This is a genomic window from Lactobacillus helsingborgensis (assembly GCF_000970855.1).
Lineage (GTDB): Bacteria > Bacillota > Bacilli > Lactobacillales > Lactobacillaceae > Lactobacillus > Lactobacillus helsingborgensis.
Genome location: NZ_KQ034047.1, coordinates 434626 through 451816, shown reverse-complemented (window position 1 = coordinate 451816; position 17191 = coordinate 434626). Strand labels below are relative to the sequence as shown.

General features: G+C 36.1%; 8 protein-coding genes. 1 reads left to right on the top strand and 7 read right to left on the bottom strand.

Annotated features, from left to right (window positions below):
- Window positions 1-23 precede the first annotated feature (23 nt).
- The 7 genes from JF73_RS07925 to JF73_RS07895 all read right to left on the bottom strand — a co-directional run bounded on the left by JF73_RS07925 (window position 24) and on the right by JF73_RS07895 (window position 15944).
- Window positions 24-3599 (bottom strand): BspA family leucine-rich repeat surface protein, encoded by a 3576-nt coding sequence (locus JF73_RS07925; RefSeq protein WP_046327732.1) that lies wholly within the window; start codon window positions 3597-3599, stop codon window positions 24-26.
- Between the two features lie 135 nt (window positions 3600-3734).
- Complete coding sequence (locus JF73_RS09365; RefSeq protein ID WP_052727787.1) at window positions 3735-7442, bottom strand: MucBP domain-containing protein; 3708 nt, start codon at window positions 7440-7442, stop codon at window positions 3735-3737.
- A 154-nt stretch (window positions 7443-7596) separates the two neighbouring features.
- On the bottom strand, window positions 7597-8826 hold the full coding sequence (locus JF73_RS09360) for a BspA family leucine-rich repeat surface protein (protein ID WP_052727786.1): 1230 nt from the start codon (window positions 8824-8826) through the stop codon (window positions 7597-7599).
- Window positions 8827-8968: 142 nt separating this feature from the next.
- Window positions 8969-11464: a BspA family leucine-rich repeat surface protein gene (locus JF73_RS07910; RefSeq protein WP_046327731.1), complete on the bottom strand. Its 2496-nt coding sequence runs from the start codon at window positions 11462-11464 to the stop codon at window positions 8969-8971.
- A gap of 183 nt (window positions 11465-11647) precedes the next feature.
- Entirely contained in the window at window positions 11648-12718 is a 1071-nt protein-coding gene (locus JF73_RS07905) for a leucine-rich repeat domain-containing protein (RefSeq protein WP_046327730.1), read from the bottom strand.
- A gap of 156 nt (window positions 12719-12874) precedes the next feature.
- Window positions 12875-14743, bottom strand: a complete 1869-nt coding sequence (locus JF73_RS07900) for a MucBP domain-containing protein (protein ID WP_046327729.1) — start codon at window positions 14741-14743, stop codon at window positions 12875-12877.
- 247 nt (window positions 14744-14990) lie between these two features.
- A complete protein-coding gene (locus JF73_RS07895) occupies window positions 14991-15944 on the bottom strand; it encodes a class A sortase (RefSeq protein WP_046327728.1) in 954 nt (317 codons plus the stop codon).
- 256 nt (window positions 15945-16200) lie between these two features.
- Between JF73_RS07895 and JF73_RS07890 the strand changes: the two genes are divergently transcribed.
- The gene (locus tag JF73_RS07890) at window positions 16201-17070 is read left to right on the top strand and encodes a PRD domain-containing protein (RefSeq protein ID WP_046327727.1); all 870 of its coding nucleotides are present in this window, start codon (window positions 16201-16203) and stop codon (window positions 17068-17070) included.
- Window positions 17071-17191: the final 121 nt, after the last annotated feature.

The following is a 17191-nucleotide window of genomic DNA, read 5'->3' as shown; positions in this document are numbered from 1 at the left end:
GAACGTTTTTTGTTAGAATTTATTTAGTCTTTCTTGCGGTTAAGCCAAGCAGCACCTAAGGCGGTTGCCAAGGCTAAGCTGCCTAAGGCCAGCATGGCGAGGTTGTTGCGTTTCTCAGTGCCAGTTTGCGGCAGGGTGGTGTTACCTTGTGTAACTTTTTGCGGGTCATTAGCGGTGTTATTCAGCTTGCCGCTTGTCGCTGCCAATTTAGTTTGGCGCTTAGCTTGATGCCTTTCTCTAAGTCCTTTATTAGCAGTCTGGTGACGCTTAACTGCTTTTGAATTATTCTGCTTATCCATCCGGTGTTTTTTATGTGACTTCTTAGTAGATTTCTTTTTTGGCTTATTATTGGTCGGAATTGGGGTAGGCGTATTATTGTTAATCACATTGCTGCCACTACTATTGTTTGATCCTGAACCATTGGAACTATTGGAGCCATTGGAAATACCAGAGCTGCCAGAAGGCATAGAACTAGTACTACTGGAGTTAGAGTTTGAGGCGCTACTGCTAGTGCTGCCATTCCCAGGTGTGGAAGTAGAGGAGCTGCTGCTAGAACTTCCACTGTCAGAAGTAGATCCAGAAGCACTGCTACTAGAATTTCCACTGTCAGAAGTGGAACCAGAAGTACTGCTGCTAGAACTTCCACTGTCAGGAGTAGATCCAGAACTACTACTACTTGAGCTTTCACTACCAGAACCACCAGTAGTTTTCTTATATATAAGATTAACGGTTTGAGGCTTGCTTGTGAACAGAAAGCTATTTATATCCGTTCCCGATCCATTGAATTCTGCGTGGTCAAATTTATATCCCTTAATTTCTTTGGGATTAAAAGCAGTGAATGAGCCGTCGTTGACAAGTTTAGTATCTATGTCACCATATTGCTGTTCTGCATCAGCAATATCTTTATTGTCATTTTGATAGTGAACTGTAATTGGTCCTCCAAGATCAGCAAAACATACATAAGTATCATGTTGAGTCGAAGGATTAAATTCATCTAAGAATGCCTCTGGATAATACCACTTGCATGTACCTTTTTTAGGGGAACCTTTTCCTAGTCCCATGTTTACCCAAGTACCTTGAACATTAAGATTAGAATTTGAAATATTGCACTTAGGTCCCAAAACTAATTTTCGTAGATTAGAGTCATTTTCAAACATTGAAGTAGCGGACTTAGCAGATGGCATATTAAAGTTTTCGATATTTAGTTCTTCAAGATTGGTACAATTCTCAAACATAGAACCTAATCCCAAAAAATCATCTATCTCATCGGTATTGAAATTTTGTAGGTTTAAGCTTTTTAGACTGGTACACCCGCTAAACATATTTAACATATTAGTTACTTGAGAAGTATCAAAATATGACAAATCTAAAGTTTTTAGAGCAGTACAGTTCCAAAACATGCCTCCCATATTGGTTACTTTACTTGTATTAAAACTTTTAGGAAGTGATAGTGAGGTTAGTGATGAACAGCCTTCAAACATATTGTCCATCCGTGTTACTTTATCTGTTTTTAAGTTTTCTAATCCCTTAAAAGTTTGTAAACTAGGAAGGCCCGAAAATAGGTTTTGAGCATACCCTTCGATTTCTATGTTTCCTACTATATTTATTTCTTTGATTTTTGATGTGTCTACAAAAGATATATTGTTCTTGATGCCAATATTGGTAGATAAACTATCACCTTTAACGGTATAAGTATTTTTAGGATTACCTATTTTTAATTTACCAGAATCAGTATAGAAGATAACAGGCACACCTTCCCAAGTACTTGAAACAGAAGGACCAGAATCACTAGGGTCAGAGCCATTGGAGGTGTCTGAACCGTTAGAAGTATCAGAGCCGTTGGAAGAGTCTGAGCCATTAGAGGTATCAGAGCCGTTGGAAGAGTCTGAACCATTAGAAGTATTAGAGCCATTAGAAGAGTCTGAACCATTGGAAGTGTCAGAATTATTAGCTTTTTTAGTATAGAAGAAAGTAATAGTCTGGTCATTAGGGGTAAATTTCACAGCGTTATAGTTAACCGTACTATTATTCATCTTAGCTAAATTATCAAAATCATACTCGTTTCCTGAACTATCAGTAAACTTTTCTTGTGGTTTAAAGGCAGTATAGGGATCGTTGTTTACGAGAAAGTCATCAATATTACCAAATTGAATATCATCGTCAACACCAGGAATTTTGTTGCCATCTTCGTCACGGTATTGAACAGTAATTCCTTTACCGAGGTTCCTAAAGTTAATATAAGTGTCTTGGTAAAGATCTTCGTTAAAGACACTATTATCATACTTCTGGGCAAGGTCAGCAGAACTTAGTTGGATTGAACCTTTTTGGGGGGCTGGCCAAGTCCCTTGAGGAATACCCATGTTTACCCATATCCCTTCAGTATTAAAATCGGACTGTTTTATATGGGTATAGCGGCCTAATACTATTACTTTTAGTTTAGGAAGATCTTTAAGCATAGAGTAGCAAGTACCTCTAATAAAGTGTTCTCCATGATCAACTTGATCAATTGTAGTAAGGTTAAGTAAATTTAAATATTCAAGATTATCGCAACCCTCAAACATATGACTTGCGTCACCAGTACAGGAAGAACTAGATAAATCTAATTTAGTAAAAGATTTGCAATCTTTAAACATATAGGACGTGTCTGTTCCGCTTGCTATTTTAAACGTAGACATATCAATATTTGGTAGTTTTTGGCAGCCATTGAACATATAGGACATGTCAGTTGTTTGATCTGTCTTAAATTTATTAGAGAAGGTAATAGATGCTAGTGATGAGCATTTATCAAACATACGAGACATATTAGTAACATTAGAAGTATCAAAATGGGATAAATCTAAACTGGTTAAAGACTTGCAACCATCAAACCAGCCATACATGCTAGTTACATTCTCAGTATCTAAATTAGGCAGTCCCTTAATTGTAGTTAAGTTAGTTAAACCACCAAAAAAATTTATTACCCCACCCAAAACTTTGATAGGAGCATTAAAATCAACTTCTGTAATAGTAGATAAATCATCAATTTTTAAGTTTTTCTTATTGTCACTAAATGAAAGTCCCTGGTAGTCGGAGTTTATGTTACCAAACGAGTAATTATTTCCTTGTTCTCCAATAGACAATACTCCATCAGAAAAAGTGGTAGGTATACTATTCCAAGTACCTGAAATTGCGCCATCTCGAGTAGCTTTAGCAGGGTCAAATTGTGTAGAGCCCGTTTCTTGCTTATCAGCTTTTGCATTGTCTGTAGTGCTTGGAGCGCTGGTATTGCCTGCAGCTGCATTTTGATTACTGCCACTTGCTGGATTGCTGCTTGCTGTTCCTGCATTATTTTCACTGCCAGCGGTTTGACTGCCGCTGTTTTGACCAGCAGGGTCATCATTAGTAGCTGTTTCACCTTCAGTTTCTGAATCAGTTTCATTTTGGTAGGTCAATTTAGTCTTGACTGCTCTGCTCGCAGCTTTCTTGGTAGCACGGTTGCCATTCTGATTAGCTGCCTTCACCGTCTGGGGTTTGGCATTAATTAAGCCTAAAGCAGCTGCGGCCACGCCGCCGAGCAATATTTTTTCTCCTTGCTTGTTAGCATTCTTATGTGTATTCATATAATTCCTCTTCTAAACTGCATATTAATATAAGTTTAGTATATGGCTGAGATTATTAAAAGTCAAACTAAGCTAAGCTAGACCGAAAAACGTCCTATATTTAATAATATAGAACGTTTTTTTGTTAGAATTTATTTAGTCTTTCTTACGGTTAAGCCAAGCAGCGCCTAAGGCGGTTGCCAAGGCTAAGCTGCCTAAAGCGAGCATGGCGAGGCTGTTGCGTTTCTCAGTGCCAGTTTGCGGCAGGGTGTTATCTTGCCTGCCTTTTTGCGGGTCATTAGCAGCTTTATTCAGCTTGCCGCTTGCCGCTGTCAATCTAGTTTGACGTTTAGCTTGATGCCTTTCTTTAAGTCCTTTATTAGCAGTCTGATGATGCTTAACTGCTTTAGACTTTTTCGTTTTATGAGTTGGGATTGGAGTAGGCTCATTCTCAGCAGAGGCCGTGTTATCTGCTGGTACAGTGGCAGTAGTATTGCCAGCACTCTTGCTGTAAACATAGGTAACGCTTTGCGGATTGTTGCTAAAGAAACCCGTTGCATTATCCGGTCTAGTCTTTAAACTATAGCCGGAAACCGTCTCAGCACCAGTAGTATAGCCATCGCCAATCCGACCTTGAACAACACGATCAGGAGCAATAGTATTGCCATATTCATCTTGGTAATGAACTGTGACTGCAGGTGCTATAGCAGCAGGACTGGTCGCAGTTGTTCCAGTATTAACAGTGTTTGAACCATTATTGTTATCTGATTTGGTATAAATAAGGTTAACAAACTGTTCATTAGATTTGAATGTCTTGACATCAGAATTTTTGTTTTCCTTGAAGGTGTAACCGGCAATTTCCCTGCTGGTGTCAACAGTTACCGGGTTTGAAATATTGCCAAAGAGATATTCATCAGGAACTAACTGGTTGTCATTTTCATCTTGGCGATGAACAGTAACAGTACCACCAGTATATCTAACGTAAGTGTCATGGTCTCTGTCTCCTTGGTATTTAGTCATGAAATCGGCTGAAGACCAATGATTAGTACCTTTAGTCAGAGAGCCATTGCCTTCTCCCATGTTTACCCAAGTACCTGATAAATCATTTAATCCAATGGAGCCAATAAACTTAAAGTCTTTGCCTAAAGTTAGCTTAGTTAAGCTGGAACAAGAATTGAACATGTCCTTCACTTCGGTATTAGCTGCAACTTTAAAACTGGATAGGTCTACACTAGTTAAAGCTGTGTCGCCACTAAACATCGAAGAATAGGAAACAACATTATCAGTGTTGAGACTTGAAAGGTCCAATGCAGTCAATTTAGGGCAGTTCGAAAACATTTGTTCCATATTCGTTACTTGCGAAGTATCTAAATTACTTAAGCCTTTTATTGTAGCTAAATTCTTCAGGTTCTTAAAAAGTCCGTTGGCACTGCCCTTAATTTTAATATTCGCATTAAGATCAATTTCTTTAATCTCATCAACATTTACGCCCTTAATATTTTGGCTAATGCTAATATCTCGAGTGTCAAGTGCGTAGCTCCTTTCTTTGTTTCCTGAGTTGTCAATTGGATAGGTTTTACCATTTTCACCTAGCGATAAGACGCCATTATTAAAGGTATAAGGAACACCTTCCCAAGTGTTATCAGTTTTACTCTTAGAGTAGACCAAAGTAATATCTTGCGGGTCAGAGATAAATGCTTTTATATCAGAATTCTTGTTTTCTTTGAACTTGTAGCCAGCAAATTCTTTGCTGGTGTCAACAGTTACCAGGTCTGAAATGTTGCCGAAAAGCTTTTCATCAGGAATCTGCTTACCATCTTGATCAACTAGCTGCTTGCCTTCTTCGTCTTGGCGATGAACAGTAACGATGCCACCAGTATATCTAACATAAGTATCATGGTCTCTATCACCTTGGTAATTGGTCATTAAATCAGCTGAAGACCACTGATTAGTACCTTTAGTCAAGGAACCGTTTCCTTCACCCATGTTTACCCAAGTACCTGGCTGTTGAAGTGAATCATTTGGTAGATCATTCGTTGTAGTGAATTTAAAACCTTTACCTAAAACTAATTTAGTTAAATTTGTACATGAATCAAACAAACTATAATCTACAGCATCATCAGTAATTGTAAAACTAGATAAGTTTACGCTAGATAGGTCAGTATCTGCATAAAACATAGAAGAAAAGAATGCAACTTTGCTAGTATCAAAACTTGAGAGATCTAATGAAACTAATTTTGGACAATTGGCAAACATGTAGCTCATGTCAGTGACATCTGAAGTAATGAGGTTATTTAAGCCGTTAATTTGAGTTAAATTAGGAAGAGTATCAAATAATGAATCAGCTGGCCCATTAATTGTTATTTTTCCCAAAATATCTATTTCATTAATATTATCAGTATTTATATTATTTATATTATTATTAATGCCAATTTCTTTTTCGGCGGTGTTGTCAATTAAATAGTCTTTGTCTTTTTCACCAAGTGATAAGACGCCATTATTAAAGGTATAAGGAACACCTTCCCAAGTATTATCAGTTTTACTCTTAGAATAGACTAGAGTGATAGTTTGTGGATCAGAGATAAATGCTTTTATATCAGAATTCTTGTTTTCTTTGAACTTGTAGCCAGCAAATTCTTTACTGGTGTCAACAGTTACTGAGTCTGAAATGTTGCCGAAAAGCTTTTCATCAGGAATTTCCTTACCATCTTGATCAACTAGCTGCTTGCCATCTTCATCTTGGCGATGAACAGTTACGATGCCACCAGTATATCTAACATAAGTATCATGGTCTCTATCACCTTGGTACTTAGTCATGAAATCGGCTGAAGACCACTGATTAGTACCCTTGGTCAGAGAACCATCGCCTTCCCCCATGTTTACCCAAGTTCCTGGCTGTTGAAGTGAATTGTTGGGTCTACCATTTCTTGTAGTGAATTTAAAACCTTTACCTAAAATTAATTTGGACAAACTGGGAGTATCATCATCGCTTATTACAAACATTCCCATAGTTGTAGCGCCATCTCTAACAGTAAAACTAGATAGATCTACGCTAGTTAGGCTGGGGTCAAAGGCAAACATTGTACTAAAATTGGTTACATTAGTAGTATTGAAACTGGATAAATCTAAAGAAGTCATTTTTGTACAGTCCATAAACATTTGTAGCATACTCGTTACTTTAGAAGTATCTAGTTTATCTAAACCATTTATTGATGTAAGGTTCAAGAGGTGGTAGAAAAGTGTTTCAGCTGATCCAATGATGGCAATGGGAGCATTAATATCGATCTCTGTAATGTCGGTTCCAGAAACATTGTCAATGTTCATGTCAATGCTAATATCTTTATTGTCTGAATTATTTATTGTATAGGTTTTGCCTTTTTCACCAATTGATAGTACGCCATTGTGAAACGTGACAGGTATATTTTCCCAAGTACTTGAGATAGTAGTATTGCTGTCACGAATTTCGTTAGCATGATCAAATTGTGCTGAGCCAGCTTCTTGCTTATCACCTATTGCATCGTCAGCAGCTGGATTTTGATTACTGCCACTTGCTGGATTGCTATTAGCACCGGCTTGCCCCTGTCCAATTTCAGGGTTGCTGCTTGCTGTTCCTACACTATTTTCACTGCCAATGGGGTCATCATTAGTAGCTGTTTCTCCTTCAGTTTCTGAATCAGTTTCATTTTGGTAGGTCAATTTAGTCTTGACTGCTCTGCTCGCAGTCTTCTTGGTGGCACGAGTGCCATTTTGATTAGCTGCCTTCACCGTCTGGGGCTTGGCATTAATTAAGCCTAAAGCAACTGCGGCTACGCCGCCAAGCAATATTTTTTCTCCTTGCTTATTAGCATTCTTATGTGTATTCATATAATTCCTCTTCTAAACTGCATGTTAATATAGGTTTAGTATATGACTGAGCTAAATCAAAGTCAAATAATCATCGATAGACAAAAAATACTCATTAGTATTTTACTAATGAGTATTTTTAGAGACTTATATAAATATTGTATTTTAATTAAACTTAATTCATATCCTTATGACGATATTTACCATAATCGGTACTACCATTATAATTAGCCATTAGCTCATCTGATGTCCACAAATCTCCATTATCACTTATCCATTTTCCTGGTGTATCGAGACCAGTATTAGCCATAACACATTTCTTTCCAAGTACAAGAGTTTTTAAATTAGGTAAGCTTGCAAACATATTAAAATTAAAATTAGCATGTGTCATATCAAAACTGCTAATGTTTAAATTCTGTAAATTAGTACATCTGTAGAACATAAAATAGAATTGAGTTACTTTAGAAGTGTTAAAGTTACTTAGATCTAATTTATTCAAAGAAGAACAATAAGCAAACATTTGTCCCATTGAAGTTACTTTAGAAGTATCAAATTTGTCTAACCCTTTTATTGAGGTCAGTTTTGGACAGTCACTGAACATAGCATTCATATTCGTTACATTAGAAGTATTAAATTTGCTTAAATCAAGTTGGGTTAAATTAATGTCACCATTGAACATACCTGACATGTCAACAACATTTGAAGTATCAAAATTAGAAAAGTCCAGATTTGTTATTTTCTTACAGCCCTCAAACATATGCGCAACATTAGTTACGGCATATGTTTTATCTGGCTGAAATAACTTGTTTAAGTCTATATTCTCTAAAGCAGTACAATTAATAAACATAGAGTTCATATCAGTAGCGTGGGTTAGGTCAACATTTTCAAAACCGTTAATGGTCGTTAAATTATTATAAAATCTAAACCATTCAGCAGCAGAACCATTGATAACTAATTTTTTAGTAAAGTTGATAGTTTTAACTTCTAGTGTGTCATAGGTATACGATGGGTCATTCCAGTCAATGCGTAAAAGTTGTAAAGTATTTGGCACATTTGGCACATGCATGGTGTTATTAATGGTGCCACCACCAATTGTGAGTGTATGGGTAACAGTATCATATTCTACAGGTATTCCATCCCAAGTACCTGTTTCGATAGTATCACTCTTAATAGCTTTGGTAGAATCAAATTTAGCACTATCATTTTTAACCGTAGGTGCATTATTTTTAGCCTGATAATTTAGTTCAGCTTTTTTTGTATTAACACTATTGGTTGAAGGATAATCACCATTTACAGTGGCAGCTTTAACGGGTTTAGTAGTTACACAAATCATGCCTAAAACTGCAGCTGCTATGCTACTAAATAGCAGCTTTTTACCTTGTTTGATAATTTTGTGTTTATTCATTTTCCTCATTCTTTCTTTAATAACATACACAATTCAATATTAGTATATGACCATATATGAGTTAAATCAAGACTAAATAAATATATATTTGTTGTTATTTATAGTAAAAACTCACCAGTATCTTGCTGATGAGTTCTCTAATTTATTTAATTTTCTTACGACTAAACCATGCTGCACCTAATGCGCCAACTAAAGTTAAGCTTCCTAGCGCAAGCAGAGTTAGACTGGAATGCTTATTAGTACCTGTCTGTGGTAAAGCAGCAGCTTTTTTACTTTTAGCAACGCTTGAAATGCCTTGCTTTTTAGACAAATTGCGACTTGCTGTTTGCTTAGTAGGATTTTTCTTTTCCTTTCTCTTTTTGTTCTGCTTAGGTATTTTAGTAGGGGTATTAGGCTCATTAATATTTGGTGTATTGTTTGTACCTATCTTAGTATAAATATAAGTTACATCTTGCGGAAAAGTGCTAAAGAACCCTGTAGCATTATCTGGTCTCGTCTTTAATGTATAGCCGGAAATATTTTTAGCCCCAGTAGTATAGCCATCGCCAACATAGCCGCTCAGTATCTCATCGGGAGCAATAGTATTACCAAATTCGTCTTTATAGTGAACAGTTACATCTGCTGCTTTAACTTTATTTTCGTTATTAACAGGGTTTTTAGTATAAATAAAGTCGACGATTTGATCGTTATCGGAGTAGCCAACAGTTGCTTTATCAGTTCCAGGCTGTTTGACGCCGTCAATGATAATTTGCTTGATCGTGTAACCAGGTACTGGTTTTGGGATAATATCTTTCTGATCACCATAAAGTACCCCGTCAACATTTTCCGTCATCGGTTTATTGTCTTTATCAAGAAGAGGTTTTGTGTGGCCTTTATCATCCACATAGTATAAATAATTAACCGTAATAGGTTTACCTGTTGCCCTGTCATAAACGAAGTAAACATCTTGTTCGTGATCAGTAAATGTGACTGTGACTTTGTCAGTACTAGATTGTTTATCATTATTGACATAAATGGATTTGATAGTATAACCATATATATTTTTAGTTTTAATAGGGTCGCTGGTTTTACCGTTATCACCGGCAACTACATAGTCATAGGATTTTCCGTCTTTATCTAAAATTGGTGGTTGTTTTTTGAGGTTATCAGATTTATCTGGGTATACGCAGTATACGTAATGAATTTTTACAGGGTAGCCATCATAAAACCTGATATAAGTATCGTGATCCGTGTTACCATTATAATTATTCATTAAATCGATGGAAGACCATTTTTTACTCATTTGCGGGTTTTCTTCAGTACCGTTACCGACATTAACCCATGTCCCTGGAGTATCAAGACCAACATTAGTATTAGTATCATTTCTGTAAAATTTGCAATTCTTACCCAGTACTAATTTTCTCAGATCAGGTAAATTATTGAGAGCATTCTTAATCCCATTAGTTTTTATAGCTTTTGACATATCAAAGCTAGCAATATTCAACGTTGTTAAATTAGTACATCCACTAAACATGTAATCCATATATTGCAGGCCATTAGTATTAAATTTGGATAAGTCTACTTTTGGATTTGCTGGATCTTCAGAATTGTCGGAACTTGGATAACTTACAGAAACTAAGTTTGAGCAGCCATAAAACATACCTGTCATATCGGTAACCTGAGAAGTATCAATTTTATCTGGTAAAATTATGCTTTTAAGTTTAGAACAACCCCTAAACATCTCTTTCATGGTAATAGTATCATTCTTATTAATATTTAAACCGATATTTAAGCCACTTAAATCTAAGTTAATTAAATCTTTAGAGTTTTCAAAACAGTTTTCAAACATGTAGGACATATCAGTTACTTTGGAAGCGTCTAATTTATTTATTCCCTCAACTGACCTTAGGCTTGAACAATTAGCAAACATGCCATACATGCTATATACATTAGATGTATTCAGGTTTTCTAATCCAGTAACGGTGGTTAAATTTGGTAAAGTGTCGAACATACTTTGGACTGTACCGTTAATGGTCAAAGACCCTTCAAAACGTACTTCTCTAACTTGATTTCTATCTACAATAAGAGGGTCAGCAAGAAGATCACGACTCTTTTTTGCTTTTAAGATACTAGTAGAACGATCGTTAACAGTATTAATAGTTTGATTGTTACCTTTAACAGTAAATATCCCGAGTCCAGGCTGATAAGTTACATCGACACCAAGCCAAACACCGGTTAGTACGGTAGGGTTTTCGTTATCTCTTTTGACAGCTTTTCCGAGTTTTTCAGTTTTTGTATTGTCTGTGGTGCTTGGAGCGCTGGTATTGCCTGCAGCTGCATCTTGATTACTGCCACCTGCTGGGTTGCTGCTTGCTGTTCCTGCATTATTTTCACTGCCAGCGGTTTGACTGCCGCTGTTTTGACCAGCAGGGTCATCATTAGTAGCTGTTTCACCTTCAGTTTCTGTATCAGTTTCATTTTGGTAGGTCAATTTAGTCTTGACTGCTCTGCTCGCAGCCTTCTTGGTAGCACGGTTGCCATTCTGATTAGCTGCCTTCACCGTCTGGGGTTTGGCATTAATTAAGCCTAAAGCAGCTGCGGCCACGCCGCCGAGCAATATTTTTTCTCCTTGCTTGTTAGCATTCTTATGTGTATTCATATAATTCCTCTTCTAAACTGCATATTAATATAAGTTTAGTATATGGTTGGCTTAGGCAAAAGTCAAATTCATTGTGATACTTAGCACATTGATAACAAAGAAAAAAATAATGTTCTAATTCATTTATAAATTAGAACACTATCTTTTTATATTAAATTATATTAATCATCAAAAATAATTGAATTAATCATATACGATGAATGGGATAATGAACCATCCACCTTCACCGTTAGAACCTTTATAATTAATTGTCATGTAGTGAGTGGTCTGAGGATCTGGAGTAATTCCAGTGATATCCCAAGTAACTGATTTGCCATCACTTGAAACTACACCAGCATTTTTCTTCCAATTGCTGAGGTAATATTTAACATAATGATCGTGTTGGACATCATCTGTATCAGCCACCCGAATCTTCATTGGTTTTCCGTCAATACCAATTAAATTATTATAACGGAATGTATAGAATGGTGTGCTTGATGAAAGGTAGTATCCATTTGAGCTAACGTCCTGATAATAAGCCTGTGTTAGGTTTAATTTTAAATTAGTATCTGAACCTAATGGGGAGAAGTCAGTAATACCATTATAAGAAATAGAAACTCGTGTTAACGAAGGTTTATTTGCTAATGCAGATATATCAGAAATAGAGCATTGTTGGAAGTTGACATAATCTAAGTTCTTTAGTCCCTTTATTGCACTAATATCGGATAGAGTGCTGTGCAATAATGCATATGCAGGCCCAAAGTGATCAATACTATAGTTAATATTTGGTGCTAAATCAATTGATACTAGATTAGTAGCGTACTCTAGACCAGTTAGTGATTTAATGCTGATTGCAGCTGCATAATAATTGGCATCATTTTCTGCAAGCTCACTGGTAACGCTTAGGTTCGTTAATTTAGCCAAATCATCTTTGGTAATTTTATCTACGCTATTTGGATTACCATATAAATTATAGGCAACTACTTGTTGTAAATTCTTATCAGGCATCCAAGCGTCAATAGAATCATCAGATTTGGTTGTTACCTTATTTTTAACACCGGTAGTTTTTGCTGAAGCTGGTAAAGTTGGCCACAAAGATTTCGATGGAAATGTTTTAGCAGTTTTCGTTAAACTGCTTGCAGCCAGTGTGCTTCCAGATACGCTGTCAGCCTTAACTACATGTGGGCCACCAACAACTAGTGCCAGTGCAGCAGCAGTAATTCCACTAAATAGCAATTTCTTGCTTTGTTTACTTAGTTCTATGTGTTTATTCATAATTTTTACCTCTCAAATTATTAACCAATAACAATTTACACTATCATTGTATATCCATAATATAATAATTTCAAGATGTAACAACTATACTTTTCTAAAATAGTATATAAAAATACACTCAATAGAGTGCATTTATACTTTGATTGAGTGTAATTTTTATTTTCTATTCTTCCTGTTATAGTATATTAGCGTTAATCCTAAAATGCTAAATAACGATGATAAACCTAATATTAACAGCAAAAACTGCCATTTATTTTTTATTTTTGTATGCGACTGCTGTACTTTTTTCTCCCTATTATTAAGTGTTTTTATCTTGTTAGTTATATGATGGTATGACCTGTTTTTATATTTTGGTAAAGGCTTGTTATTAGCCACTTTTTTATCGCCGATAATATCCTTAGTATAAATATAGGTCAATTTCTGTGGCTTTTCCTTAAGGGTAATTGCTGTGGCATTTAGCTCGCTTTTAGTACTTAATCCGTTTAAATTTTTGGATTGAATAGTGTACCCCGGTAACTTTAATGTATGAACCATTTGCTGATCATTAACATAGCCACTTAGTATTTCATCCGAGGCCACTTTTTGGCCCTCAATGTCTTGATAATGAACAATCACATTCGAAACCTTTTGCCTATTATAATAAAAGGTAATTTCCTGTGACTGATTATTTAGTAAAATAGCAACGCTGCCCGGATGATGAGAAATACCATTATGATCAATCTGATAACGACTAGGAGTATAACCTGAGATTTCCTGTGGCTTAACGATTTTTTGCTCACTAAAAACGCCGCTAATCGTAGTTGCGGGAGCAATGGTCTCACCATTTTCGTCTTGGTAATGAACGGTAATATCTGCAGCTTTATTACGGTTATAAAGCAAAAAAATGTCTTGCGGTTGGGCAGTAATAGTAGTAGTTAGTGAACCTTGATTTAATGGCGTTTTAACCCCATTGACCAGTTTAGCTTCAATCGAATAACCGTTAAATGTAGGAACTGGAGCAGTACAGCTGTTATTAATGTCACCATACAACTTTTGTTCACAAGCAATTGTATTATCAGCATCATCTTTAAAATGGAAGGTAATGGGTTGTCCGCTAACAATTCTGAAGGGGATGATGTACCAGCCGGAAATCAATGGCTTTTGTGTAGCACTATTACTATTAAACTTAATAGTCATTGCTGCATTGCTATCCGGCTTTAAGCTTGTAAGATCCCACGTCACAGTTTGCTTACCATTAACTTGCCCCACATGTTCGTCCCAATTGCTGCAATACTGCTTGATGTTGCATCTGGCGCCGATATGCTTCCCAGTTTCGATCTTGATCGGCATACTTGCACCATTAAGATCTAGCAGCTGATAAGGTCCAGAGGTATAAGAAAATGTTCCGCTTGTGATATGTACCGGTTCAGCTATAATAATCTGCTTTTTCAGTTCAATACTGCCACTTGCAAGCAATTGCTTATTTGCTTTTAAGGGTGAAAAATCACTTATTGCGTTATATGACAGATTGAGTTGCATTAACTGCGGCTTATTTGCCAACGCAGAAATATCAGCAATGCTGCACATTTCTAAATCAACACGGGCTAGTTTAGTCAGGTTTTGCAGAGCCGAAATATCTATTAAGCTTGACCTGCTAAAAGTACGGTGGAGCCACTCATGATTAAGCTGCCGGTCAGGAGCAAGATTAAGTTTAACCAGATTAGTTGCGTATTCTAATCCAGCCAGTGATTTAAGCTTTAAACGTGACTGATATTCACTAGGGGAAATAACGTATTGCTTCCTGCCTTGAACTATAGTAGTTTCACTTGCTGCAATAAGATTAATTTCTGTTAAGTTGGCAAGGTCTTCTTTAGTAACTTGATCTAATTCCCGCCCTAAATTAGCAGCCACGATTTTTTGTAAGGCCCTATCAGGCATCCAATTGGAAATTGTGTTGGGGCCAATATCAAAATCATAATTTTTAGTTTTTAGTTCAGGTTCAGATGCCTTTTCTGAGCTGGCAGAATTTTGATTTTTGGTCGTCATTAGTCATCATCTTCTTTACTGATTCAATTAGCAGTAATTTAACATTTTTAATAGCGTTTACCTTTACGTAATAATGATTAAATAAAATTATTTATGTGAAAATCAAATATTAATATTAAGTATTAAAGTAACCGCAACCATATACTATCCTAATAATACCATCTTAACCCCAGTATAGCATGTATTTAAAAAGCTGACTATTTGAAATAAGTAGTTTTATTACCTTATATAACTGATGCTAAAGAGCTTATTTAAAAAGCCAGATACGAGCCAGCCGCCAGAAAATAAATAATATAAAAATAATATTAAAGGTAATGATTACTGTTCTGATTAAAGTCATGTTTTGGAAAAATTTAGGCTGTGCTTCTGCACGTACTTTAGTAGCCTTTTGAACTGTTTTGCGCCCATTGCTAGTCGTAAGGGTCACGTGTTTCTTTTTATTAATTTGCTTTGGTTTAGCAATTAATTCGCTAGCCGCCAGATTATGCTTAGTAGCCTTCATTTTGCCGATTAAATCACCTTGTGCAACAGTGCGGTGCTGTCCATACCCATACTTAGAAGTATTGAAATCAGAACAGGTAATAAGAGTAATCATGCTCTTATCCTGCATGTTGTTTTCAACTTCAACTTGTGTAGGTTTAATGGCAAAAGAAATCCTTTTAATTTCATAAGTATAAATATGGTGTAAATCTGTCACATAAATGAGGTCACCGGGATGTGCCAGATGCAAATTATCTAAAACTGCAGGGCCGTATGAACCCATATAGTGTCCTGCAAGTACATAATTATTGGCACCGCCCATAACGCGATCGGGCAGGCAGGTAACGACACCATATTCCAAATTTTGGTTTTGATCACCGTAACCGGCAAAGAGAGGATTGTGAATATTAACAGCAGGAATAGCAATGCGACCTATAGCATAGGCCTTAATTTGCTTTGCTCTCAGAACGCTGGCTGCACTGACTGATTTGGTTTTGCTGGCGTCATAACTTGTTTTGCGTTTTTTATTTATATCTGCTTTTTTCTGTGTTAAAGTGGTATTTGCTTTTTCCGCATTTTGCTGCACTACATAGGAGTTGCCAAATCCTGAACCGAAAAAAATTAAGGTAACTCCAATATAAAAAAGGGCACTTAAAAGTAAGACGCGTATTGTAGACCATACTCGGTCTTTTAATGAATGTTTTTGCTTTTTACTTGCCATTGAATTGTTTTCCTTTAAACTTATATAGTGCTTTCAGATACTATTTAAGTATAAATCGGTTTAAAGCACAATTATTTATCTTGAAAAGAAACACTTATAAAAAATAATCAAATAAGTATTGAGATCGCTTTAATACTGATTTATAATGTAAGCGTAAGTAGTCGTGTTACTGATTCGATCAGGCATTAACCTATGAACAATACTTATTTCTGGTACTGTTTGTAGGTTTTTTTATTGAAAAAAAGGAGTAAGTTGAGTGAAATTTATTAAGAATTTTAACAACAACGCTGCTTTAGTGTCAGATGAATCCGGAGTAGATTGGGTGGTGATTGGTAACGGGATTGGCTTTGGCAAAAAAGCAGGCGATCCCATTGATAAGGACAAAATTTCGCGTCGCTTTATCGCTGTCGAAAAGAACATTAAAATGGTTGACAGCGTGAGAGATATTGATCAGCGAACATTGGCGTTGACTACTGCTGTGATTAATTTAGCGAGCCAAAAATTACAAATAACTTTTTCCGATTATCAATTTTTGGTGTTAGCCGATCATATTGATTTTATGTTAACCCGAGCTGATGAAAATATTGAATTAGGCCAAGATACATTAGGCTGGGAAATGCAAAAATTGTTTCCCAAGGAATATAACACAGCACAAGAGGCTCTTGAGTTAATAAAGAAAAAAACCAAGCTGGAATTTCCCAAAAGTGAAGTAGCTTATCTGACATATCACTTTATTAACGCTGGTTCTGGTCAAACCAAACTGCAGGATACAATTAAAATTACTAAGTTAATTCGCGGCGTAATTGACATTATCCAGTACCAATATGGTATGCAGCTTGATAATGAATCATTCAACTTTAACCGTTTTATGACACATTTACGTGCTTTTATGGTGCGACACATGTGTGGTGAATGTGACAAGGACTCTGGTAGTGAGCTTGATAATTCTTTAATTGAACTAATGAAGGTCAAATACCGCAAGGCATACGATACTGTCCAAAAAATCGACACGTACTTATACAATCAGGCAGGCTGGCAGTTGCAGCCTGATGATCAGGTATATTTAACCCTGCATGTTTGGCGGGTCACTCATAGGCAAGATGACAACCATTCAGAAAAGGGTTAATTCTACCTTAATTTAATAATATTTAGTTTAAACGGTGTGTTACTGTTTACAGGCATTAACCCGAGAACTTTAACTAGCAACCTGACAATTTATCTTGTTAAGGTGTTTCTTGAAGTTCTCG

What these genes read in the sequence shown, in the direction of transcription:
- JF73_RS07925 (WP_046327732.1), bottom strand. Translation starts at nt 3,599, where the DNA reads ATGAATACACATAAGAATGCTAACAAGCAAGGAGAAAAAATATTGCTC.
- JF73_RS09365 (WP_052727787.1), bottom strand. Translation starts at nt 7,442, where the DNA reads ATGAATACACATAAGAATGCTAATAAGCAAGGAGAAAAAATATTGCTT.
- JF73_RS09360 (WP_052727786.1), bottom strand. Translation starts at nt 8,826, where the DNA reads ATGAATAAACACAAAATTATCAAACAAGGTAAAAAGCTGCTATTTAGT.
- JF73_RS07910 (WP_046327731.1), bottom strand. Translation starts at nt 11,464, where the DNA reads ATGAATACACATAAGAATGCTAACAAGCAAGGAGAAAAAATATTGCTC.
- JF73_RS07905 (WP_046327730.1), bottom strand. Translation starts at nt 12,718, where the DNA reads ATGAATAAACACATAGAACTAAGTAAACAAAGCAAGAAATTGCTATTT.
- JF73_RS07900 (WP_046327729.1), bottom strand. Translation starts at nt 14,743, where the DNA reads ATGACGACCAAAAATCAAAATTCTGCCAGCTCAGAAAAGGCATCTGAA.
- JF73_RS07895 (WP_046327728.1), bottom strand. Translation starts at nt 15,944, where the DNA reads ATGGCAAGTAAAAAGCAAAAACATTCATTAAAAGACCGAGTATGGTCT.